The organism is Cellulomonas sp. NPDC058312, assembly GCF_042880135.1.
In the GTDB taxonomy this organism is placed as follows: Bacteria; Actinomycetota; Actinomycetes; order Actinomycetales; family Cellulomonadaceae; genus Cellulomonas.
In genome coordinates this window covers 524,643-548,137 of record NZ_JBHVZE010000002.1, presented here as the reverse complement: position 1 = coordinate 548,137, position 23,495 = coordinate 524,643, and the positions used below count along the sequence as shown (strand labels likewise).

General features: G+C 72.5%; 19 protein-coding genes. 18 read left to right on the top strand and 1 reads right to left on the bottom strand.

The window, feature by feature from the left end:
• Positions 1-41: 41 nt before the first annotated feature.
• Positions 42-2,279: an MMPL family transporter gene (locus tag ACFVXN_RS07005; protein WP_389229402.1), complete on the bottom strand. Its 2,238-nt coding sequence runs from the start codon at positions 2,277-2,279 to the stop codon at positions 42-44.
• 92 nt (positions 2,280-2,371) lie between these two features.
• Here ACFVXN_RS07005 and ACFVXN_RS07000 point away from each other — a divergent pair, with 92 nt between their 5' ends.
• The 18 genes from ACFVXN_RS07000 to ACFVXN_RS06915 all read left to right on the top strand — a co-directional run bounded on the left by ACFVXN_RS07000 (position 2,372) and on the right by ACFVXN_RS06915 (position 23,495).
• Complete coding sequence (locus tag ACFVXN_RS07000; RefSeq protein ID WP_389229399.1) at positions 2,372-3,799, top strand: replication-associated recombination protein A; 1,428 nt, start codon at positions 2,372-2,374, stop codon at positions 3,797-3,799.
• Positions 3,800-4,010: 211 nt separating this feature from the next.
• The gene (rpsD, locus tag ACFVXN_RS06995; RefSeq protein WP_389229396.1) at positions 4,011-4,637 is read left to right on the top strand and encodes a 30S ribosomal protein S4; all 627 of its coding nucleotides are present in this window, start codon (positions 4,011-4,013) and stop codon (positions 4,635-4,637) included.
• A gap of 165 nt (positions 4,638-4,802) precedes the next feature.
• The gene (locus ACFVXN_RS06990; protein WP_389229393.1) at positions 4,803-5,168 is read left to right on the top strand and encodes a DUF948 domain-containing protein; all 366 of its coding nucleotides are present in this window, start codon (positions 4,803-4,805) and stop codon (positions 5,166-5,168) included.
• The gene (locus ACFVXN_RS06985; protein ID WP_389229390.1) at positions 5,165-5,671 is read left to right on the top strand and encodes a hypothetical protein; all 507 of its coding nucleotides are present in this window, start codon (positions 5,165-5,167) and stop codon (positions 5,669-5,671) included. Before ACFVXN_RS06990 ends, ACFVXN_RS06985 begins: the two co-directional genes overlap by 4 nt.
• A gap of 147 nt (positions 5,672-5,818) precedes the next feature.
• Positions 5,819-8,512 (top strand): alanine--tRNA ligase, encoded by a 2,694-nt coding sequence (gene alaS / locus ACFVXN_RS06980; RefSeq protein ID WP_389229387.1) that lies wholly within the window; start codon positions 5,819-5,821, stop codon positions 8,510-8,512.
• Positions 8,509-9,114 (top strand): Holliday junction resolvase RuvX, encoded by a 606-nt coding sequence (ruvX, locus tag ACFVXN_RS06975; protein ID WP_389230509.1) that lies wholly within the window; start codon positions 8,509-8,511, stop codon positions 9,112-9,114. Before alaS ends, ruvX begins: the two co-directional genes overlap by 4 nt.
• Positions 9,111-10,283 (top strand): endolytic transglycosylase MltG, encoded by a 1,173-nt coding sequence (gene mltG, locus ACFVXN_RS06970; RefSeq protein ID WP_389229384.1) that lies wholly within the window; start codon positions 9,111-9,113, stop codon positions 10,281-10,283. Before ruvX ends, mltG begins: the two co-directional genes overlap by 4 nt.
• The gene (locus ACFVXN_RS06965; RefSeq protein ID WP_389229381.1) at positions 10,280-11,161 is read left to right on the top strand and encodes a shikimate dehydrogenase; all 882 of its coding nucleotides are present in this window, start codon (positions 10,280-10,282) and stop codon (positions 11,159-11,161) included. Before mltG ends, ACFVXN_RS06965 begins: the two co-directional genes overlap by 4 nt.
• A gap of 155 nt (positions 11,162-11,316) precedes the next feature.
• Positions 11,317-12,990 (top strand): GspE/PulE family protein, encoded by a 1,674-nt coding sequence (locus tag ACFVXN_RS06960; RefSeq protein ID WP_389229378.1) that lies wholly within the window; start codon positions 11,317-11,319, stop codon positions 12,988-12,990.
• Between the two features lie 103 nt (positions 12,991-13,093).
• On the top strand, positions 13,094-14,713 hold the full coding sequence (locus ACFVXN_RS06955; protein ID WP_389229375.1) for a PilT/PilU family type 4a pilus ATPase: 1,620 nt from the start codon (positions 13,094-13,096) through the stop codon (positions 14,711-14,713).
• On the top strand, positions 14,713-15,954 hold the full coding sequence (locus tag ACFVXN_RS06950; protein ID WP_389229372.1) for a type II secretion system F family protein: 1,242 nt from the start codon (positions 14,713-14,715) through the stop codon (positions 15,952-15,954). Before ACFVXN_RS06955 ends, ACFVXN_RS06950 begins: the two co-directional genes overlap by 1 nt.
• A gap of 273 nt (positions 15,955-16,227) precedes the next feature.
• A complete protein-coding gene (locus ACFVXN_RS06945) occupies positions 16,228-16,650 on the top strand; it encodes a type IV pilin protein (RefSeq protein WP_389229369.1) in 423 nt (140 codons plus the stop codon).
• Positions 16,651-16,753: 103 nt separating this feature from the next.
• The gene (locus ACFVXN_RS06940) at positions 16,754-18,556 is read left to right on the top strand and encodes an Ig-like domain-containing protein (protein WP_389229366.1); all 1,803 of its coding nucleotides are present in this window, start codon (positions 16,754-16,756) and stop codon (positions 18,554-18,556) included.
• The gene (locus ACFVXN_RS06935; RefSeq protein ID WP_389229363.1) at positions 18,469-19,227 is read left to right on the top strand and encodes a type II secretion system protein J; all 759 of its coding nucleotides are present in this window, start codon (positions 18,469-18,471) and stop codon (positions 19,225-19,227) included. The genes ACFVXN_RS06940 and ACFVXN_RS06935 overlap by 88 nt, the downstream gene beginning before the upstream one ends.
• 2 nt (positions 19,228-19,229) lie before the next feature.
• Positions 19,230-20,795 carry a ricin-type beta-trefoil lectin domain protein gene (locus tag ACFVXN_RS06930; protein ID WP_389229360.1) on the top strand — a complete coding sequence of 522 codons (1,566 nt, stop codon included), beginning with the start codon at positions 19,230-19,232 and terminating at the stop codon, positions 20,793-20,795.
• A 25-nt stretch (positions 20,796-20,820) separates the two neighbouring features.
• A complete protein-coding gene (locus ACFVXN_RS06925; protein WP_389229357.1) occupies positions 20,821-21,615 on the top strand; it encodes a prepilin peptidase in 795 nt (264 codons plus the stop codon).
• A gap of 90 nt (positions 21,616-21,705) precedes the next feature.
• Positions 21,706-22,767: a type IV pilus assembly protein PilM gene (pilM, locus tag ACFVXN_RS06920; RefSeq protein ID WP_389229354.1), complete on the top strand. Its 1,062-nt coding sequence runs from the start codon at positions 21,706-21,708 to the stop codon at positions 22,765-22,767.
• The gene (locus tag ACFVXN_RS06915; RefSeq protein ID WP_389229351.1) at positions 22,764-23,495 is read left to right on the top strand and encodes a fimbrial assembly protein; all 732 of its coding nucleotides are present in this window, start codon (positions 22,764-22,766) and stop codon (positions 23,493-23,495) included. Before pilM ends, ACFVXN_RS06915 begins: the two co-directional genes overlap by 4 nt.

Genomic DNA, 23,495 nt, shown 5'->3' with positions numbered 1-23,495 from the left:
CGCCCCCTGCGGGGCGGGCCCGTGCAGGCGGCCCCGACGGGTCAGTGCGTGATCGCCAGACGCGCGTGCAGGCGCTTCAGCGGGCCGGGTGCCCACCAGTTCGCCTCCTGCAGCACCGTCATCGTGGCGGGCACGAGCAGGAGCCGGACCAGCGTCGCGTCGACCAGCACGGCGACCGCGAGCGAGAACCCGACCTCCTTGATCACCAGCAGCTCGCCGGCGACGAAGCCCGCGAACACCGCGACGATGATCGCCGCGGCCGACGTGATGACCCGGCCCGACCGCTGCAGCCCGAGCCGGACCGCCTCGTCGTTCGGGACGCCCGCGTCGTGCAGCTCCTTGATCCGGGACAGCAGGAACACCTCGTAGTCCATCGCCAGGCCGAACGCGAAGGCGATCACGAGCGCGATCACGTACGTCTCGATCCCGCCGGTGGGCTCGAACCCGAGCAGGCCGGACAGGTGCCCGTCCTGGAACACCCAGACCAGCACGCCCAGCGACGCGCACAGCGAGACGGCGTTCGTCAGCAGCGCCTTGACCGGCACCAGGACCGACCCGGTCATGAGGAACAGCAGCACGAGGGTCGCCACCGCGACGATCCCCAGCGCCCAGGGTGCGCGGTCGAGCAGCGCGTCGGTGAAGTCGATCTGGTTGGCCGCCTGACCGCCGACGTAGGCGTCGAACGGCAGGTCCAGGTCGCGCAGCCCGTGCACGACCTCCTGGGCGGTCGCGCCGCCCGGGTCGGTGCCCTCGGGGCGCACGCCGATCACGACCACCGAGTCCCGGGTCGCCGGGGGGTCGACGGAGGCGACCCCGGGCAGCGCCTCGATCTGCGGGACCACCGCCGCCGCCTCGGCAGCGTCCGCGCGCGCCACCACCGTGACCGACGGCGACGACGACGCCGGGTACTGCTCGGCGAGCACGGCGACGAACTCCCGCTGCGGGCTGGAGAGGGGAAGCAGCTCGGTCGTGGAGTTGCGCAGCTCGAGGTGCAGCAGCGGCGTCGCGAGGACCAGGAGCACCGCGAGGGTGCCCCCCATCACCCACCACGGTCGGCGCTGCACGCGGGTCGCGAGCCGGGAGAACACGCCCTCGTCGGCCTGCACGTCCGCGGTCCGGGCGAGCAGGCCGCGCAGCACGGGCACGCGGGACAGCAGGCCGGGTCGGGCGAGCCGGCGGCCGGTCAGCACGAGCAGCGCGGGGACCAGGGTCAGCGCGGTCGCGACGGCGAACACGATCACGGCGACGGCACCGGCCCCGAACGCCCGGAGGATGTCCTGCCGGAACACGAGCAGCCCGGCGATCGAGATGGCGACCGTCAGGGCGGAGAACGCCACGGTCCGCCCGGCGGTGCGCATCGTGGCCAGCAGCGCGGTCAGCACGGCCCCGTCGCCGCGACGACGGCGCGCGCCCGCCCCGGCGTCGTCGCCGAGGGCACGGCCCAGCTCCTCGCGGAACCGCGACACGATCAGCAGGCCGTAGTCGATCGACAGCCCGAGCCCGAGCACGGTGACGACGTTCACCACCGACGACTCGAGGTCGTCCATCACGTGCGACAGCGCGACCAGGGCACCCAGCCCGCCGGCGATCGAGGCCAGCGCCCCCACCATCGGCATCGCCGCGGCGAGGAACCCGCCGAACACCAGCACCATGATGAGCAACGCGACCGGCAGCGCGATCGCCTCGCCGGTGGTGAGGTCCTGCTTCACCTGGTCGGTGATCGCCGAGACGATGAGCGACCCGCCCCCGACCAGCCCGGTCGCCCCGGGCGCGACGCCGTCCAGCGCGCCCGGCACGGCGGCGAGGTGCCGCTCGACGTCCGCCAGCGCGACGGCCCGGTCGTCCGCGGACAGCGCGGGGTCGAGCTCGGCGACCATGAGGAAGCCGTCGCCGTCCTGCGCGAGCAGCGGCGCGGCGGCGGGGTTCGCGGGGCCGTCGGGCAGCACGAACGGGTCGATGACGGACACCACGCCCTCGACCCCCGCGACGTCGTCGCGCGCGGGCGCGAGGGCGTCCGCGAGGCCCTCGGTCGCCGGGTCGACGCCCTGCACGACCAGGCTCAGCGACGCACCCGCGGTGCTCGTCTCCGACAGCAGCTCGCCGGCGCGGGCGCTGTCGGAGCCGGGCACGGTGGGCTCGCCGGTGGTGAGCCGGTCGAACAGGTTCTGGCCGCCGACGCCGACGAGCGCGAGGAACAGGCACGCGCCCGCGACGACCGCCCAGGTGAGGACCGTCAGGCGGGGGTGGCGGGCGACCGTCAGGCCGAGTCTGTCGAGCACGCCGGTCAGCATCTCAGGCCGGGACGGTCCGGCGCACCCCGCCGGCACCTGCGGTGCGCGCCGTGTGGGACGGCGTGCGTAGGCTCGCGGGCATGGATCTGTTCGACGCGGTGACCTCGACGGCGCAGGGGACCCCCGCGCTGTCGGCGGGCGCACCGCTGGCGGTGCGCATGCGCCCGCGCAGCCTGGCGGAGGTCGCCGGCCAGGCCCACCTGCTCGTCCCGGGTTCGCCGTTGCGGCGCCTGGTCGAGCCCGGCGACGAGACGACGCGCCGGGCCGCGCCCTCGTCGGTGGTGCTGTGGGGGCCGCCGGGGACGGGCAAGACGACCCTGGCGTACCTCGTGGCGACGACGTCCGGCCGCCGGTTCGTGGAGCTGTCGGCCGTGACCGCCGGGGTCAAGGACGTCCGCCAGGTCGTCGAGGACGCGCGCCGGCGGCTCGCGGCGGACGGCTCGGAGACGGTGCTGTTCATCGACGAGGTGCACCGGTTCACCAAGGCCCAGCAGGACGCGCTGCTGCCGAGCGTCGAGAACCGCTGGGTCACGCTGGTCGCGGCGACGACCGAGAACCCGAGCTTCTCGGTCAACTCCCCGCTGCTGTCCCGGTCGCTGCTGCTGACCCTGCGGTCGCTCGACACCGAGGACGTGCGCGCGCTGATCCGCCGGGCCGTCGAGGACGAGCGCGGCCTCGGCGGTGCGGTCCGGCTCACCGAGGACGCCGAGGACCACCTGCTGCGCCTGGCCGGCGGCGACGCGCGCAAGGCGCTGACCATCCTCGAGGCGGCGGCGGGGTCCGCGCTGGCGGCCCGGTCGGAGCGGCTGGCCGACCCGGACGCCGAGCCGCCGGACCCGGACCAGCCGGCCGAGGTCGACCTCGCGACCACCGAGCGGGCGATCGACGTCGCGGCCGTGCGGTACGACCGGGACGGCGACCAGCACTACGACGTGATCAGTGCGTTCATCAAGTCGGTGCGCGGGTCCGACGTCGACGCGTCCCTGCACTACCTGGCGCGGATGATCGCGGCGGGGGAGGACCCGCGGTTCATCGCCCGCCGCATCGTCATCTCCGCCGCGGAGGACGTCGGCATGGCGGACCCCTCGGCGCTGCAGACCGCGGTCGCCGCCGCGCAGGCCGTCGCGCTGATCGGCATGCCCGAGGCCCGGATCATCCTCGCGGAGGCGGTGGTGCACCTCGCGACGGCGCCGAAGTCCAACGCGGCGTACAACGGCATCAACGCCGCGCTGGCCGACGTGTCCGCGGGTCGGATCGGCGCCGTGCCCGGCCACCTCCGGGACGCGCACTACGCGGGCGCGAAGGCCCTCGGCCACGGCAAGGGCTACCTGTACGCGCACGACCACCCGCACGGGATCGCCGCGCAGCAGTACCTGCCGGACGACTTGGTCGGCAGCCGCTACTACACGCCGACCGACAACGGCTACGAGCGCCAGGTCGGCGAGCGGCTGGGCCGGATCCGGTCGGTCCTGGACCAGGCACCGCCGCCGCGACCGGACGCGCCGTAGCCGCGCGCCGCCACCGGTTAGGTGATCCGACCCGGTCCCGGTAGAGTCGACAGGTCGTCCGCGCCGTGTGCCGGACGGCCGCCTGGGGTCTTAGCCGCGTCCCGGGGGCCCACGAGCTGGTCTCGCAGCCTCCGACGCACCAAGGTCGGCCCCGCGCCCGCCCCGGAGTCGCCGGGACCGGGTGTGCCGTACGAACGACAGGAAGATCCTCATGAGCAACGTGACCCGTGCGCGTCGCCAGGTGCGCCTCTCGCGCGCCCTCGGCCTCGCGCTGACGCCCAAGGCCGTCAAGCACTTCGAGAAGCGCCCCTACCCGCCCGGTGAGCACGGCCGCGCCCGCCGTCGCACCGAGTCGGACTACGCGGTGCGTCTGCGCGAGAAGCAGCGGCTGCGCGCCCAGTACGCGCTCCGGGAGAAGCAGCTCGCCCGTGCGTACGAGGACGCCCGCAAGGCCCCGGGCCTGACCGGTGAGGCCCTCGTCGAGGACCTCGAGACCCGCCTCGACGCCCTGGTGCTGCGTGCCGGCTTCGCCCGCACCATCCTCCAGGCGCGCCAGACGGTCGTGCACCGTCACGTGCTGGTCGACGGCAAGATCGTGGACCGTCCGTCCTTCCGCGTGAAGGAGGGCCAGACCCTGCAGATCAAGCCCAAGAGCCAGACCACGGTGCCGTTCCAGGTCGCCGCCGCCGGTGCCCACCGCGACGTGCTGCCGGCCCTGCCGGGCTACCTCGACGTCCAGCTCGAGAAGCTGAGCGCCGTCCTCGTCCGCCGCCCGAAGCGCGCCGAGGTCCCGATCACGTGCGAGGTCCAGCTGGTCGTGGAGTACTACGCCCGCTGACCGCACCCGGTCCACCCGCGACGCCCCCGTGCCGCCCGTCAGGGCCGGTGCCGGGGCGTCGCGGCGTTCCGGGGCCACGTGCAGGACGGCACGGTCGACCCGGCCGTGCCGGGTAGGGTTTCGCGGGAGCGCCGGGCACCACCGGCACGAGCTGAAGGGCTGACCATGCTGGGAGACATCGCGGGGCTGATCGCGGCCATCGCCTTCGTGCTGCTGGTCGGCGCGCTCGCCGTGCCGCTGGTGAAGCTCGGGCGGGTGCTGGACGAGACGCGCACCTCGGTCCGCGAGATCACCGAGCACACCGTGCCGATCCTCGACGAGGCCGCGACCACCGTCTCCTCGACGAACACCCAGCTCGAGCGGGTCGACGCGATCACGACCTCCGCCGCGCAGATCACGCAGAACGCCTCCGCGTTGACGTCCCTGTTCGCGGCGACGGTCGGGGGCCCGATGATCAAGGTCGCCGCGTTCTCCTACGGCGTGCGCCGCGCGCTGTCCGGCCTCACGGGCCGGGGGAGGTCCGGGCGATGAGCCGCCTGCTCTGGGTCGCCGTCGGCGCCGCTGCCGCGGTCGCCGGTGCCAAGCGGCTCGGGCTGCTCGACGGGGTGACCGGCGCGCCGGCCGCCCACGGCGCCCACGCCGGCGGCCCCGCCACGGGCGCGGCCACCACCGCCACGACCGCCGCTCGGGCCGTGCGCACCGCGTTCCGCGCGGGCGCCACCACCGCGGGCGCCGTCCGGTCGTTCTCGGACGCCCGGCGCGCGTTCCGTGACGGGATGGCGGAGCGCGAGCAGCAGCTGCGCCACGACCTCGTCGGCGACGTCGACGTGGACGCGATCCGCGCCGAGCGTGCGGCGCGGCGGGCGGAGCGCGACGGGCTGCACGACGACCCGTCCGGATCCACCCCGCCCGCCTGGCAGCACGACCCGGAGGCCCGCGTGGCCGCCCGCGCCGCCCGGTCCCGGCGCGGCTGGGCGGACGAGCCGACCGACGACCCCGACGACCAGGACGGCGACCTGCCGTACTCCTTCTGACCACCCACCCCGGCCCGGGTGCCTGACCCCGGGCCCGCAGCGCCCTAGGCTGCACCCGGTCGCCCCCGCGGGAACACCCCCGCCCGGTGCGACGCTGAGCACGAGGACGGCGGGACGCCACCCCGCCCGCGAGATGACGAGGACACCATGCGCACCGCCGAGATCCGCCAGCGTTGGCTCGACTTCTTCGAGGCCCGCGGCCACGCCGTGGTGCCCTCGGCCCCGCTGATCTCGCCCGACCCCTCCACGCTGTTCGTGATCGCCGGCATGGTGCCGTTCATCCCGTACATGCTCGGCGAGCAGACCGCGCCGTGGCCGCGCGCCACCAGCGTGCAGAAGTGCGTGCGCACCCTCGACATCGAGGAGGTCGGCAAGACCACCCGGCACGGCACGTTCTTCCAGATGAACGGCAACTTCTCCTTCGGCGACTACTTCAAGGAGGGGGCGATCACCCACGCGTGGGAGCTGATCACCACCCCCCAGGACCAGGGCGGCTACGGGTTCCCGGCCGAGAAGATCTGGGTCACGGTCTACGAGACCGACGACGAGGCCGCCGCGCTGTGGAAGAAGATCGCCGGCCTGCCGGACGAGCGCATCCAGCGCCGCGGCATGAAGGACAACTACTGGTCCACCGGTGCGCGCGGCCCCGCCGGCCCGTGCTCGGAGATCTACGTCGACCGCGGCCCCGAGTACGGCGCCGAGGGCGGCCCCGTCGTGGACGAGGACCGCTACATCGAGATCTGGAACCTCGTGTTCATGCAGTACGAGCGCGGCGACGGGGGCGGCAAGGAGGACTTCCCGATCCTCGGCGAGCTCAAGCAGAAGAACATCGACACCGGCATGGGCCTGGAGCGCGTCGCGTTCCTGCTCCAGGGCGTCGACAACATGTACGAGATCGACGAGGTGTTCCCGGTCATCGAGGCCGCGCAGCAGCTCTCCGGCCGCCGGTACGGCGCGGACCACGAGGACGACGTGCGGATGCGCGTCGTCGCGGACCACGTGCGCTCGGGCCTCATGCTGATGGGCGACGGCGTCACGCCGTCCAACGAGGGCCGCGGCTACGTGCTGCGCCGCCTCCTGCGCCGTGCCGTGCGCGCGATGCGCCTGCTCGGCGTCGAGACCCCCGCGCTGCCCACGCTGCTGCCCGTGTCGAAGGACGCGATGGCCGCCTCGTACCCCGAGCTCGAGCGCGACTTCGACCGCATCTCCCGCGTCGCGTACGCCGAGGAGGAGGCGTTCCTGCGCACCCTGGTGTCGGGCACGTCGATCCTCGACCTCGCCGTGAACGAGGCGAAGCAGGCGGGCGCGGGCACGAAGCCGCTGCTCACCGGCGACAAGGCGTTCCAGCTGCACGACACCTACGGGTTCCCGATCGACCTCACGCTCGAGATGGCGGCCGAGCAGGGCGTCTCCGTGGACGAGAAGGCGTTCCGCACCCTGATGCAGGCGCAGCGCGACCGCGCCCGGGCCGACGCGCTGGCCAAGCGCGCGGGCCGCGCGGACACCGCCGCCTACCAGGACCTGCACGCGACGCTCAGCGGGTCCGGCGCGAGGCCGGTGGAGTTCGTCGGCTACCAGCAGTCCGCGTCGCGGTCCCGCGTCGTGGGCCTGCTGGTCGACGGCGTGCCCGCGCCCGCCGCGACCGCGCCCGCCGACGTCGAGATCGTCCTGGACGTCACGCCGTTCTACGCCGAGATGGGTGGCCAGCTGGCCGACCACGGCACGATCGTGCTGGACGGCGGCGCGACCGTCGAGGTCGACGACGTGCAGGCGCCCGTCAAGGGCCTGCCGGTGCACCGCGGCCGCCTCGTCGAGGGCACGGTCACGCTCGACGAGCCCGGCGTCGCGACGATCGACACCGCGCGCCGCCTCGCGATCAGCCGCGCGCACACCGCGACGCACATGGTGCACAAGGCCGTCCAGGAGGCGCTGGGCGACTCCGCGACCCAGGCCGGGTCCGAGAACGCGCCCAGCCGCGTCCGGTTCGACTTCCGGTCCGGCCAGGCCGTCCCCGCGGGCGTGCTGTCCGAGGTCGAGGAGCGGGTCAACACCCGCCTGCAGGAGAACCTCGACGTCACCGACCAGACCATGCCGATCGCCGAGGCCCGCGCGCTCGGCGCGATGGCGCTCTTCGGCGAGAAGTACGGCGACCAGGTCCGCGTCGTGTCCATCGGCGGAGACTGGTCCCGCGAGCTGTGCGGTGGTACCCACGTGCGCCGTTCCGGCGAGCTCGGCCTGGTCACGCTGCTCGGCGAGTCCTCGATCGGCTCCGGCGTCCGCCGGGTCGACGCGCTGGTGGGCGACGGCGCGTACGGGTTCCACGCCAAGGAGCACGCGCTGGTCGGCCAGCTGTCCGGCCTGCTCGGCGCCCGCCCGGACGAGCTGTCCGACCGGGTGTCGTCCCTGGTCAGCCGGCTGAAGGAGTCCGAGAAGGAGCTCGCCGCGCTGCGCGCCGCCCAGGTGCTGGCCGCGGCCGGCTCGCTCGCCGCGGGCGCGCAGGACGTCGGCGGCACCCGGGTCGTCACGCACGACGCCGGCGAGGTCGCGGCGGACGACCTGCGCACGCTCGTGCTGGACGTCCGGTCGCGCCTGGGCGAGTCCGCGCCCGCGGTCGTCGCGGTCGGCGGCGTGGCCAAGGGCCGGCCCGTCGTGGTGGTCGCGACCAACGCGGCGGCACGGGAGCGGGGAGTCCGCGCCGGTGCGCTCGTCAAGGCGGCGTCGACCGTCCTCGGCGGCGGTGGCGGCGGCAAGGACGACCTCGCCCAGGGCGGCGGCACCGACGCGGCGCGCCTGCCGGAGGCGCTGGCCGGCATCCGCGACACGGTCGGAGCGGGCGCCTGAGGCCGGGCGCCAAGCCCCGCACCCGGGCAGCCGAACCCGTCGTCCGCGGGGCACGCCTCGCGGTCGACGTGGGATCGGTGCGCGTCGGACTCGCGGCCAGCGACCCGGACGGACTCGTGGCCACACCGGTGGCCACGCTCGCCCGCGACACCGACCCCGTCGACGCCGGTGACCTGCCCGGGGACCTGGCCGACATCGTCGCCGAGGTCGCCGAGCGGGACGCCGCGGTGGTGTACGTGGGACTTCCACGGCACCTGTCCGGCGACGAGGGCGCTGCGGCGCAGGCCGCACGCGCGTACGCTGGTGCGCTGGCGCAGGCCGTCGCACCCGTCGGGGTGCGGCTGGTCGACGAGCGGATGAGCACCATCACCGCTCATCAGGCGCTGCACGCGTCCGGCCGGTCCGGGCGTCGTCACCGGGCGGTCGTCGACCAGGCGGCCGCGGTGGTGATCCTGCAGACCGCGCTCGACGCGGAGCGTTCCTCGGGCCGTCGGCCCGGCGAGCGGGTCGTCCCGGCCCGCCAGGTGGACGCACCGGGTGAGCGCGCGGGGGGTCCGCAGGACGTGGCACAGGCAGGACGAACCGAAGGGACGACCGAGTGAGCGACCTCTTCCTCGGGGCTCCGCAGCAGGAGAACCACGAGGCGCCCCCGCCCTCGCGCCGGTCACGCCGGGACAGCGCCGAGCAGCGCGTGCAGCGACGCAAGCACCGCCGTCGCCGCACGGTCGTCGTGCTCGTGCTCGCGCTCACCCTGCTCGGCGGTGCCGCGTTCGTCGTCTGGAGCATCTTCGGCGGCCTGTTCACCGGAGTCGGGGGCGGCAGCGACACCGGCGTCTCGGACTACCCGGGCCCCGGCAGCGGCGAGGTCCAGGTCACCGTGGCCGCCGGTGACACCGGCGGCGCGATCGGTGCGACGCTCGAGGAGGCCGGGGTCGTCGCGACCGCCAAGGCGTTCACGGACGCGTACGCGGCCAACCCCGCCGCGGTCGGCATCCAGCCCGGCACCTACACGCTGCTGCTCGAGATGAAGGCGAGCGACGCCGTCGTCGCCCTGCTCGACCCCGAGGCGCGCGTCTCGTCCCGCGTGACGATCCCCGAGGGGTACACCGCGCAGCAGATCTACCAGCGGCTGTACGAGATCACGACGATCCCGGTCGAGGACCTGCAGGCCGCCGCCGCGGACCCCGCCGCCATCGGCCTGCCCGCGGAGGCGGGCGGCAACGTCGAGGGCTGGCTGTTCCCGGCCACCTACGAGATCGAGCCCGGTTCCAGCGCCGCCAGCGTGCTGTCCCAGATGGTCGCGCGGACCACGTCGCTGCTCACCAGCAAGGGCGTCCCGCAGGACCAGTGGGAGACGGTGCTGAACAAGGCGTCGATCGTCGAGCGCGAGGGCAAGCTGGACGAGGACCGGGCGAAGATGGCGCGGGCGATCCAGAACCGCCTCGACATCGGCATGCCGCTGCAGATCGACGCGATCGTGGCCTACGGCCTGGGCAAGTCCGGGACGGAGCTGACGTACGCGGACACCCGCGACGCCCAGCCGCCGTACAACCCGTACAACACCTACAAGGTGACGGGCCTGCCGCCGACGCCGATCGCGAACCCCGGCGAGGTCTCCATCGACGCGGTGCTGAACCCGGCCGACGGGCCGTGGCTCTACTGGGTGACCGTCAACCTCGACACCGGCGAGACCAAGTTCGCGGAGACCTTCCCGGAGCACGAGGCGAACCGGGACGAGCTGCGCGCCTGGCAGGAGGCGAACGGCGGATGACGACGAGCGGGCGCCTGGCGGCCGTCCTCGGCCACCCGGTGGCCCACTCGCTGTCCCCGCTGCTGCACCGGGCCGCGTACCGCGCGCTCGGCCTCGACGGCTGGTCCTACGAGGCGGTCGACGTCACCGAGGAGCAGCTGCCCGCGTTCGTCGCCGCGCTCGACGGCACGTGGGCGGGTCTCAGCCTCACCATGCCGCTCAAGCAGGCCGTGATCCCGCTGCTCGACCACGTCGAGCCGCTGGCCGACGTCGTGGGCGCGGTGAACACGCTCCTGGTGCAGCCCGGCGGGGGACGGCCGGTGCTCACGGGTGCCAACACCGACGTGAACGGGATCGTCGCGGCGCTGCGCGAGGGCGCCGGCCCCGGCGGGCTCCCGGACCGGCCGACCGCGGTCGTGCTCGGTGCCGGCGCGACGGCGGCGTCCACGCTGGCCGCGCTCGCCGAGCTCGGCTGCACCACGCCCGTCGTGCACGTCCGCTCACTCGGTCGCACCGGCGGGCTGACCCGGGCCGCGCACCGGATGGGCGTCGAGCCCGTCCTCCGGTCGCTCACGGGCGCGCTCGACGCGCTGACCCGCGCCGACCTCGTCGTGTCGACGCTGCCGCCGCACGCCGCGGACGACCTCGCGGTCGGCCTCGCGGACGGCGTCGACCCGCTCCGGCCCGGTGCGGTGCTGCTCGACGTGGCGTACGACCCGCGGCCCACCGCGCTGCAGTCCGCGTGGGCGGCCCGCGGCGGTGCGGCGGTGCCGGGGGAGCGGATGCTGCTGCACCAGGCCGTCGAGCAGGTGCGCCTGATGACCGGCCGCCCCGGGCCGCTCGCGGCGATGGACGCGGCGCTCGGCGCCGCGCTGGACGGGACGTCCGCGCCCGCCTGACCCGCCCCACCAGCGACGGAGCCCGGGCCGATTCACCCGGCCCGGGACCTCGGTCCCGGGCACCGATCTGCCCTCGTCCCTCATCTCACCGGCCGGTCCTGCCGATGGGCTGAACGGGGCAGGTGCACCGCCTGCCCCGGACGGAGGGACACGGGGTGAAGCAGCTCGGCGAGATCCTGCTGGACGAGGGCCTGGTCAGCGAGGCGCAGCTGATGGCGGCGCTGGACGAGCAGATGGCCCGCGGCCAGTCGCTCGGTCGGACGCTGGTCGAGATCGGCATCCTCACCGAGGGTCAGCTCGTGGCGGCGCTCGCGCGCCAGGTCGGCATGTCGTTCGTGGACCTGGACGAGTACCAGGTCGACCGGTCGGCCGTGTCGATGGTCCCCGCGGCCCTGTGCCGGCGGTACACGGTGCTGCCCGTCGGGTTCCAGGACGGGGCGCTCGTGCTCGCGACCGCCGACCCCGGCAACGTCGTCGCGGTCGACGACGTGCGCACGGTGTCCGGCATGGCGGTGCTGCCGATCGTCGCGACGTTCGAGAACCTCAGCCGGGCGATCGACCGGTACTGCCGCGCGGACGGGGAGATCGACGACCTGTCCTCGGCGTTCGAGGAGGAGAACCGCGCTCCCGAGGTCGACCTCAGCAACATGGGCGACGTCGTCGACGACGACGCGCCGATCGTCCGATATGTGAACCTGCTGGTCACGCAGGCGATCTCGGACCGCGCGTCCGACATCCACATCGAGCCCACCGAGCACGACCTGCGGGTCCGCTACCGGATCGACGGCGTGCTGCACGAGATGCAGCGCTCGCCCAAGCAGATCCAGGGCGGCGTGATCTCGCGCGTCAAGATCCTCTCGGACATCGACATCGCGGAGCGCCGCAAGCCGCAGGACGGCCGCATGTCGGTCACGCACAACGGCCGCAAGATCGACCTCCGCGTGGCGACGCTGCCGACGGTGTGGGGCGAGAAGATCGTCATGCGTATCCTCGACAACTCCACGGCGAGCCTCGACCTGCGGGACCTGGCGTTCCTCGACCACAACTACGAGACGTACCGCGAGGCCTACACCAAGCCCTACGGGATGATCCTGGTCACCGGTCCGACGGGCTCCGGCAAGTCGACCACGCTCTACGCGACGCTCAACGCCGTGTCGAAGCCGGAGATCAACGTCATCACGGTCGAGGACCCGGTCGAGTACCGGCTCCCCGGCATCAACCAGGTGCAGGTCAACCCCAAGGCGGGGCTGACGTTCGCGGGTGCGCTGCGCTCGATCCTGCGGTCCGACCCCGACGTGGTGCTGCTCGGTGAGATCCGTGACCACGAGACCGCGCAGATCGCCATCGAGGCGGCGCTCACCGGCCACCTCGTGCTGTCCACCCTGCACACCAACGACGCGCCGTCCGCGGTCACCCGACTCGTCGAGATGGGCATCGAGCCGTTCCTCGTCGGCTCCGCGCTCGACGCCGTCGTGGCCCAGCGGCTCGCGCGCCGGCTGTGCGCCAAGTGCTGCGAGCCGTACGTGCCGACCGAGGAAGAGCTCGTCGCCGCGCGCTTCCCGTGGGTGCCGGGGGAGCAGCGGCCCGAGATGTTCCGGCCGGTCGGCTGCGTCGCGTGCTCCCGCACCGGCTACCGCGGGCGCGTCGCGCTGCACGAGGTGATGGAGGTCAGCGAGGAGATCGAGCGCCTCGCCGTGGCGCGAGCCTCCGCCGCCGAGATCGGCGCCACCGCACGCAAGCAGGGCATGATCACCCTCCGCGACGACGGCTGGCAGAAGGTCGTCCTCGGGCAGACCTCGCTCGAGGAGATCCTGCGGGTCGTCGCGTGACCGGCTGGTTCACCGCCCGGACGCTCAAGAGCGGCACCGGTGCGACCGATGAGTACGCACGGGACGCCGCGGGTGCGCGGCGCGCGACAGAAGAGGTGGAACGGTGACCGAGCCCTACCCGGGTGACCCGCTGCAGCAGCCCGCGCGGGCGCTGCCGCCGTACGTGCCCGCCGGCGCCGGGGTCCCGACCCCGAGCGCGCCCGCTGCGGGCTCCGGGCCGGTCCCGGCCCTCGCCCCTTACGGTGCCCCCGCCGGTCCGCCGCCCGGCTACGCGGGTGGTCCCGCCGGGGCGCCCGCGCCCGGCGCGCCGCCCGTCGGTGCCCACGGTGCTCCGGGCGCGGCCCACGGTGCTCCGGGCATGCCGCCCGTCGGCGCGTACGCCCACCCCACGGCCCCGCCCGCCGGGCTCCCGCCGTACGGCGGCGTCCCCGCGGCGCACGTGCCCGCCCCGTCCGTCCCGACGCCCGCCCCGGCAGCGTCGCCCCCGTCCCCGGCGAGCCCGCCCGCCGAGCAGCGCCCCGCGCCGGCCGGCACGCGCGCCGCGCTCCGGCAGGCCGCTCCGCAGCGCGCCGGTCAGGGCGACCGTGCCCGCGAGGGCGACCTCGACCTGGACGCGACCCTCACCGCGATGGTCCAGGCCGGCGCCTCCGACCTGCACCTCACCTCCGGCGCCGCCCCGACCATCCGGCTGAGCGGGTCGCTGCAGCCGCTCGAGGGCTTCGAGCCGATGCAGGCCGAGGCGCTGCGCCGGACCATCTACGCCGTGCTGACCCAGAAGCAGCGGGAGAAGTTCGAGGCGAACCTCGAGCTCGACCTGTCCTACTCGGTTCGCGGGCTCGCCCGGTTCCGGCTCAACCTGTACCAGCAGCGCGAGTCGCTCGGCGCCGCGTTCCGCGTGATCCCCTACGAGATCAAGCCGCTGGAGAAGCTCGGCGTCCCGCCGATCGTCTCGACCTTCGCCGGCCTGCCGCGCGGGCTGGTCCTGGTCACCGGCCCGACCGGTTCCGGCAAGTCGACGACGCTCGCGTCGATCATCGACCTCGCGAACCGCACCCGCGCGGACCACATCATGACGGTCGAGGACCCGATCGAGTTCCTGCACCGGCACAAGAAGGCCCTGGTGAACCAGCGCGAGGTGGGGGAGGACACCCACTCGTTCGCGAACGCGCTCAAGCACGTGCTGCGTCAGGACCCCGACATCATCCTGGTCGGTGAGATGCGCGACCTGGAGACCATCTCGGTGGCGCTGACGGCGGCCGAGACCGGTCACCTGGTGTTCGCGACGCTGCACACCCAGGACGCCGCGCAGACCATCGACCGCGTGATCGACGTGTTCCCCGCGTCGCAGCAGGCGCAGGTGCGCACGCAGCTCGCCGGCGCGATCCAGGGCGTCGTCAGCCAGACGCTGTGCAAGCGGACCACCGGCATCGGCCGTTCGGTCGCGACCGAGGTCATGATCGCCACCCCCGCGATCCGGAACCTCATCCGAGAGGGCAAGACCCACCAGATCTACTCGGCCATGCAGGCCGGCGCCCAGCAGGGCATGCACACGATGGACCAGCACCTCGCCGAGCTCGTGAAGAACGGCTCGATCAGCTACGAGGTCGGTCTGGAGAAGTGCCACCACATCGAGGACTTCAACCGGCTCACGGGCCGTTCCGGCGGCCAGACGCAGGGCTCCGCCGGCCTTGGCCACGACGCGTACGGGATGCAGGCACACTGATGGCGACGACGACGGCAACGGGTTCCAAGACCTACGAGTACGCGGTCCGCGACCGCGCGGGCAAGATCGTCAAGGGCCGCGTGGACGCGGCCAACGAGGCGGCGGTCGCCGGTCGACTGCGCGAGATGGGCATGGCGGCCCTCTCGATCAACGAGGTCAGGAACACGGGACTCAGCCGGGAGATCTCGATCGCCGGCATCGGCGAGAAGATCACGCTGAAGGACCTCGCGATCGCGTCCCGGCAGCTCGCGACGATGATCAGCTCCGGCCTGTCGCTGATCCGTGCACTGGCGATCCTCACGGAGCAGACGGAGTCCAAGCCGCTGGCGAAGGTGCTCGCCCAGGTGCGCAACGACGTGGAGACCGGTGTCGCGTTCTCGGTCGCGCTCGGTCGGCACCCGGTGGTGTTCCCGCCATTGATGATCAACATGGTCCGAGCCGGTGAGATCGGCGGCTTCCTGGACGAGGTGCTGACGTCGATCGCCACGAACTTCGAGTCCGAGGTGAAGCTGCGCGGCAAGGTGAAGAGCGCCATGACCTACCCGGTCGTGGTCTTCATCATCGCGATCCTCGCGGTGGTCGGGATGCTGCTGTTCATCGTCCCGATCTTCGAGAACATGTTCGCCTCGCTCGGCGGCGACCTCCCGGCACCGACCCAGTTCCTCGTCATGCTGTCCGCCGGACTCAAGTGGGCCATCGTCCCGATCGTGGTCGCGGTCATCGTGTTCGCATTCTGGTGGGGCAAGCACAAGAACGACCGTTCGGTGCGGGAGAAGCTCGACCCGGTCAAGCTGAAGATGCCGGTGTTCGGCAAGCTGTTCCAGAAGATCGCGATCGCCCGGTTCACCCGAAACTTCGGCGCGATGATCCACGCGGGCGTGCCGATCCTGCAGGCCCTCGAGATCGTGGGCGAGACCAGCGGCAACATCGTCATCGAGCGGGCGACCAAGGCGGTCCAGGAGTCGGTGCGCACCGGCCACTCCCTGGCGGGCCCGTTGGCGGACCACCCGGTGTTCCCCCCGATGGTCACGCAGATGATGGCCGTCGGCGAGGACACCGGTGCGCTCGACACGATGCTCGCGAAGGTCGCGGACTTCTACGACCAGGAGGTCGAGTCCACGACGGAACAGCTGACCAGCCTCATCGAGCCGATCATGATCGTCGTCCTCGGTGGCCTCATCGGCGGCATGATCGTCGCGCTGTACATGCCGATCTTCTCGATCTACGAGCTGGTCCAGTAGCGCCGGACAAACGCACGGGCGACGTCGCGGGACCTCTGCGGCGTCGCCCGTTCGCGCGCCTGACCAGCGACGACGCGCACCCGAACGGGTGACGCCGTTCATCCTCTAATGTCCGGTTCGACCGGTTCCGGTGCGGCGAACGGGTGATTCGGAGATTGGCCCGGTGGTGGCCTCAAGTCGGACCTCCGGGAGCCCGAAATCTTCATCGGCGGCGCTCCCCGGGAGCACCGCCGACTGACTACCTTGAATCCGAATCTGAAACAGGAGTTGAGCATGATCGCTCGCATCCACCAGGCCATGGCGAAGAAGGACGACAAGGGCTTCACGCTCATCGAGCTCCTCGTCGTCGTCATCATCATCGGCATCCTCGCGGCCATCGCGATCCCGGTGTTCCTCAACCAGCGCAAGAGCGCGGTCGACGCCGGCATCAAGTCCGACCTGCGCACGGTCGCGAACGAGGTCGAGACCGCCTTCGTGAACAAGCAGGCCTACCCGGCCTCGGTCGACTCCTCCGGTAAGACGATCACCCTGGTGACCGGCACGGACACCAAGGTCGTCAACCTGAGCAACGCCAACACCACCATCAAGTTCACCAACGGTGGCTCCGGCACGTACACGATCACGGGCGTCAACACCACGGACGGCACGGGCACGACGTACACGTACGACAGCTCGAAGGGCGGCCTGCAGCCCTGATCGGCTGCTCACCCTGCACGACCCAGGTGGGCCCGAGCGCTGCTCGGGCCCACCTGGCCGCTCCGGCTCCGGTACGCAGCCCACCCCGACAGGAGACCTCCCCATGGCCCGGCGCCGCCCCACCGTCCCGCAGGACGACGCAGGCTTCACCCTCGTCGAGGTCATCGTCTCCCTCGCGCTGCTGACCATCACGGCCACGGCGGCGCTCTACTTCTTCGTCGGCGGGACCCGGGCGGTCAGCCACCAGCAGCAGTCCCAGAACGCCGTGGTCGTCGCGAACGAGGCGATGGAGAGCGCGTACTCGGTCGCCGCCAAGCTGAACGGCGCGACGAGCGGCCTGGTGGCCGGGCGGACCAAGAGCGACGTCGACGCGGCCTGGGCGTCCGTCGCGACCGCCGGCCTGGAGGGCTACTCCCAGACCTACCCGGCGTGGGACCCGGCCACGACCGCGCTGGCCGGCACCACGGACGACGCCGTCCCGCTGACCCGCACGTCCACCCTGAACAACCTCGAGTACTCCGCGCTGACCCTGGTCGGCCCGTGCTACCGCTCGAAGGCCGACGCCAACGCCGCGTGCGGCACGGTCGGGGCGACCGAGCCCACCTCGGTACCGTCGGGCTACACCCGCCTGATGCGCGTCATCGTCCAGGTCACCTGGGACAGCCAGTCCTGCCCGCCGGACGGCTGCTCGTACCAGGTCGCCTCGCTGATCGACCCGAACTCCGACCTCACCTGGAACAACACCACCCGCCCGATCGCCGTCGACGACGACGCGGTCGCGTACGCGGGTGGCACGGCCGTCCCGGTCGAGGTGCTGCGGAACGACATCCTGGGCGTCGTCGTCTCGAACCCGGTCCGCCTCGTGACCGCGCCCACGCACGGCACGGCGACGCTGCAGGCCGACGGGACGGTCCTGTACAACCCGGCGCAGTCGCCCGGCAGCTACTGGTCGGGCAACAAGAGCTTCACCTACAAGCTCAAGGACCAGGCCGGTCGCGAGTCGAACGACGCCACGGTGCGGGTCAAGGTCACCCCCGTGGTCAAGGACGACACGGCCACCACGTCCCAGGGTCAGACCGTGACCATCCCGGTCACCGCCAACGACTTCGCGTCTCCCGCGTCGATCCAGATCATCACCAAGCCGACCAAGGGCACCGCGACGGTCTCCGGCACCTCGATCGTGTACACGCCGGGCCAGATCGGGGCCGACTCGCTCGAGTACAAGGTGACCGACACCAGCGGGCTGGTGAGCGAGAACCAGGCCAAGGTCTCGATCACCGTCACCGCCTGGGCGCCCCCGAAGTCCGCGGACCTGACGGTGCGGGTCCCGGCGACGGTGAACGGCTCGACCCTGGACCTCAACATGCTCGGCATCACCGGGAACCCGGCCGGCTACCTCGTCGAGGTCATGTCGGTCTCGGCGAACCAGGGCCAGGTCTTCGTGAACGGCAAGGCCTACAACGCCAGCAACAACCGCGTCGGCACGCAGGTCTCGTACGCGCAGCAGGGCAACGTGCTGGGCCGGTGGACGTTCCAGTACCGCGTGATGACCCCGGACTCGTCGATCAAGTCCGAGGTCAAGACGATCACGCTGATGATCATGCCCGTCGCGCAGCCGGACACCTTCACCAACCAGACGCGGAACTCGACGGTCAGCCTGAACATCGGGCAGAACGACGCGCCGAACAACTACGGCGGCACCGTCCAGCTGTCCGCGGTGTTCAGCAACCCGACCTGCGGCACGCTCGCGACGTCGCACCCGGACTTCCAGAACGGCCGGATCAACTTCAAGACGCCCACCGTGACCAAGGCGACCACGTGCACCTTCACCTACACGCTGCAGGGCACGGGCCAGTACACGGACCTCGTGTCCGACCCGGTCACGGTCACGGTGACCACGAAGTGAGCCGGATCCGCAGGGCGCTGCGACCCGAGCGTCGCGACGAGGGGATGACGCTCATCGAGCTGCTGGTCGCGATGGGCATCTTCATGGTCGTGATCGCGGTGTTCATGGCCGGCGTCGTCATCATGACCCGCGGCACCGTGCGGGCCGACGTCACCGCGGCGTCCGGCGACTCGCTCCGGAACACGTTCCAGCGCATGGAGCGCCAGGTCCGGTACGCGGAGTCGGTGAACTACCCCGGCACCGGCACCAGCGGTGCGCAGTACGTGGAGTTCCGCACCGGCGCCGCGGTGTCCAGCACCGGCGTCGCGATGTGCACGCAGTGGCGGTGGGTGCCCGGCAGCGGCGACCTGCAGTTCCGCACGTGGCGGGACGTGGCGACCCCGTCGATCCCCGCGTGGACGACGGTCATCTCCGACGTGCTCCCGGACGACGCCAGCCCGGCGCGGCCGTACCCGTTCCAGGTGCACCAGGCGATCGCGACGAAGAACGAGCCCCGTCAGCGGCTGACGATGCGCCTGACGGTCGGCAACGACCTCGCGGGGGCGAAGGCCGTGAGCGAGACGACGTTCGTGGCACGCAACAGCAGCGTCGCGTCGGTCAGCAACGCGGACGCGAACAACGACGGCAGGTCGGACACGCAGGTCTGCGTGTCCGCGGCGGGAAGGCCCTGACCATGCGCAAGCGGACCACGACGCGGGGTGCGGGCGCCCGTCGCCGGACCCTCCTCGAGGCGATCGGCCGCGACAGCGGCGTCGCGATGATGAGCTCGATCCTGCTCGTGCTGATCATGGCGTCGCTGAGCATGGTCGTGCTCGCGCTGGTGATGGCGCAGACCCGCCCCACCGAGTTCGCACGGAAGAACACCCGGACCATCTTCGCGGCCGAGGCCGGTGTCGAGGCGGCGCTGAGCCGCATCCGCTCGGCGGGCGGCGCGGCGGACTTCACCGGGGCCGTCTACGGCGACCTCACCCAGCTCCCGTGCACCCTGTCGGGCACCGTCGCGGATGCGACCGGCGAGCTGCGCTACTCGGTGCAGGTCCGGTACTACAAGGACGACCCCGCCGGGCAGTCCGCCACGTGGCTGGCGAACAACAAGATGACGGGCTGCCGCCCCGCGACCCAGCCCGCGTACGCGTACATCAGCGCCCAGGGCTTCTCCGAGACGACGCCGCGGCTGTCCGCGGACGAGGCGGACCGCTCGCTGTCCAGCGTCTACCAGTTCAACACCACGAACAGCAACATCAACGGCGGTCGCATCTACACGTTCGGCGACCAGTACTGCCTGCGCGCCGACAACACCACGGTGGGGTCGACGATCACCTACGTGCCCAAGGACCAGTGCGGCGCGGACGACGACCGCGAGCTCTGGGTCTACGACGCCGACTACAAGCTCAAGCTGTCGGTGTCGACGCTCCCCGGTGGCAAGGCGCTGTGCATCGGCGGCGACCCGCGGTCGGGGTCCGTGCAGGCGAAGCTGCAGGAGTGCACGACGGACGCCTCGCGGTGGCAGCAGCTGTGGAGCTGGGACACCGGCGCCCGGTGGCGGGGCGAGAACGACAGCATCACCGACTACTCGGGGTCGTGCCTGTTCGCGGGCACCACGAACTCCGGCGCGATCAACGGCGCCAAGCTGCACATCGGCTCGTGCGCGAGCGACCAGGCGTGGGGCTCGTTCAACCCGGACCCGGCCGTCGGCGCCGGTGGCGCGAAGTACGAGACGATCCAGATCGTCAACTACCTCGAGTTCGGTCGCTGCTTCGACGTGACCGACCAGACCGTCGGATCGGCGTTCATGATCGTGTACCCGTGCAAGCAGGACCCCACCGGCGGCTCCAAGCTCAACTGGAACCACAAGTGGTACTACTCCGAGCCGCCGGTCGGGCAGTCCGTGCTGGAGAACCAGCGGATCAGCGTCCGGGTGGACAACAACACCTCGAAGACCTACTGCCTGCAGGCGCCCGGCGCCGGCGGCACGTACGTCACGCTGACCAGCAGCTGCAGCACCACCGCGCCGGCTCAGCAGTGGGACCGGTACCAGAACACGGGGAACTCGGCGAACTCCTACACGTTCGTGGACTACCTGGGCCGCTGCGTCGGCCTGAGCGACGACAAGTACAAGTCCGCCTGGTCGAAGATCGTCGTGACCTCGTGCTCCGGCGAGGCCGACCAGAAGTGGAACGCGCCGCCGCAGAAGTCCGACGCGCAGATCGGCGACTACGTGGAGGGCACCCGGCCATGACCAGCGCCGCAGGGGGAGCGTCGTCGTGACGGGTCTGGTCATCGCGTGCAGCGCGCTGCTCGGCCTGCTCGTCGGCTCGTTCCTCAACGTCGTCGTGTGGCGGGTCCCGCGCGGCGAGTCCGTGGTCAGCCCGCCGTCGGCCTGCCCGGCGTGCGGGCACCGGATCCGGTCCCGCGACAACGTCCCCGTGCTGTCGTGGCTGGCGCTGCGCGGCCGCTGCCGGGACTGCGGCGCGCCGATCGCGCGCCGCTACCCGCTGGTCGAGGCGGGCACGGCGCTCCTGTTCGCGCTCACCGGGTGGTTCGTCTCGGAGACGCTCACGCTCTGGGCGCTGCCGGCGATGCTGTACCTGGCCGCCGTCATGGTGGCGCTCACGCTGATCGACCTCGACGTGCACCGGCTGCCGGACGCGATCGTGCTGCCGTCGTACGGCGTCGGCGCGGGGCTGCTGCTGCTGGCCGACCTCGCACCCGACGGGTCGCTCGACACGGGCGCGGCCGTGCGCGCGGTCATCGGCGCGGCCGCCCTCGCCGCGTTCTTCTTCGTGCTGTTCGCCGTCAACCCGCGCGGCATGGGATTCGGCGACGTCAAGCTCGCCGGGGTGCTGGGTCTCTACCTCGGGTGGTTCGGCTGGGGCGCGTTGGCGGTCGGCGCGTTCGGTGCGTTCGTCCTCGGTGGCGTGTTCGGCATCGGCCTGCTGGTGACCCGGCGGGCGGGGCGCAAGTCCGGTATTCCGTTCGGCCCGTGGATGATCGCGGGCGCCATTCTGGGGATCGCCGCGGGGGAGCCGCTCTGGGCGTCCTACCTGGCGGTGTTCTGACGTTTGTCGGCGATCCCACCCGCACGACTTCTCAAGGGCGCCCCCGGGCTGCCCGATAGGCACTGAAGACAATCGATGAAGGGACGTGCGGTGGCCTCCTCACGTGTGGTCGGGCTGGACATCGGGACGAGCGCCGTGCGCGCCGCCGAGGTGGCCTTCGGCGGCGGCGGTCCCGCCGGCGGCAACGGGACGTTCGAGCGGTTCGGTCAGGTGGACCTGCCCCCGGGCGCGGTGCGCGACGGCGAGGTCGTCGAGCAGGCGGTCGTGTCGCACGCGCTGAAGCAGCTCTGGCAGCAGGCCGGGTTCAGCACCAAGGACGTCGTCCTCGGGGTCGGCAACCAGCGCGTGGTCGTCCGCGAGATGGAGCTGCCCTGGATGCCGCTCCCGCAGCTCAAGGCGTCCCTGCCGTACCAGGTGCAGGAGCTGATCCCCGTCGCGGGAGGTGACGCGCTGCTCGACTTCTACCCGACGGGTGAGGCGACGACGGACCGCGGCCGTACGGTGCGTGGCCTGCTGGTCGCCGCTCAGCGCGACACGGTCGCGGCCAACGTGCTCGCCGCCGAGTCCGCGGGCCTCAAGCCGACGATGGTCGACCTCAACGCGTTCGCGCTCGTCCGGGCGCTCGCCCGGGGCGGTGTCGGCGAGTCCACGGTCGCGCTCGTGGACATCGGCGCTCGGGTCACCAACGTCGTGATCTCCGCCCGCGGTGTGCCGGTGCTCGTCCGGATGATCCCGACCGGCGGGCAGCACATCACGGACGCCGTCGCGACCTCCATGAGCATCACCGCGCACGAGGCCGAGGGCCTCAAGCGCGAGGTCGGTCTGCAGTTCCAGGCGCCTCCCGGCGCGGAGTCGGCGGGCGAGGCGATCGCCGCGATCGGTCGGCAGCTCGTCGAGTCGATCCGCAACACGTTCGTCTACTACGCGGGCAACCACCCGGGCGCGGGCATCGAGGGCGTGCTGCTCACCGGTGGTGGCGCCCACCTGCCCGGCCTGGGCCAGTACCTCTCCAGCTCCAGCCGGATCCCCGTCGCACTGGGCGACGCCCTGCAGGGGCTGCGCCTGGGCAAGTCCCTCGACCGCTCCCGGCTGGCCGGCATCGAGTCCCTCGTCGCCATGCCCGTCGGCCTCGCCCACGGAGTCGCTGCATGACCGCCACCGCGGAGCGCCCGGCCACACGCCCGGCGAAGAAGCCCAAGGGCGGCGCGCCCGCCGCGTTCGTCGCCGGCCTGCCGCAGGTCAACCTGCTGCCCCCGGAGGTCCGCGCCGCGCGCTCGCTCTCCGTCGTCAAGCGGTGGCTCGGCATCAGCCTGGTCGCCGTCCTGGTCCTGGTCGCCCTCGGCTACGGCGGCGCAGTGCTCGCGCGCTCGGCCGCCGACGCGGAGCTCTCCGCGGCGGAGGACACCCAGATCGCCCTGCGCGCGGAGGAGGCCACCTACGCGGAGGTCCCGCGCGTGCTCGGCGCGATCACGCAGACCACGCTCGCCCGCGACCTCGGCATGGCGCCCGAGGTGTCCTGGAAGTCCTACCTCGACGCGATCTCCGCGGTCCTGCCGGTCGGGATGAGCATCGACGACTTCGCGCTCACCGGGCCGTCGCCGGTGGCGCTGCCCGTGACGGGCACCGACCCGCTCCAGGGCGCGAGCATCGGCAACGTGGCGCTCCAGGTGCGGTCGACCACCCCGCCGGTGGCCGCCGACCTGATCGACGCGCTCGACGCGCTGCCCGGCCTCGACAGCACGTGGGTGTCGTCCGTGGCCACCGCCGAGGAGGAGGGCACCACCTACTACGCGGTGTCGCTCACGGCTCAGCTGAACGACGCGGCACTGCTGCAGCGGTTCGCCGCCGAGCAGCCGGCCGCCGCCGAAGGGGACGAGTGA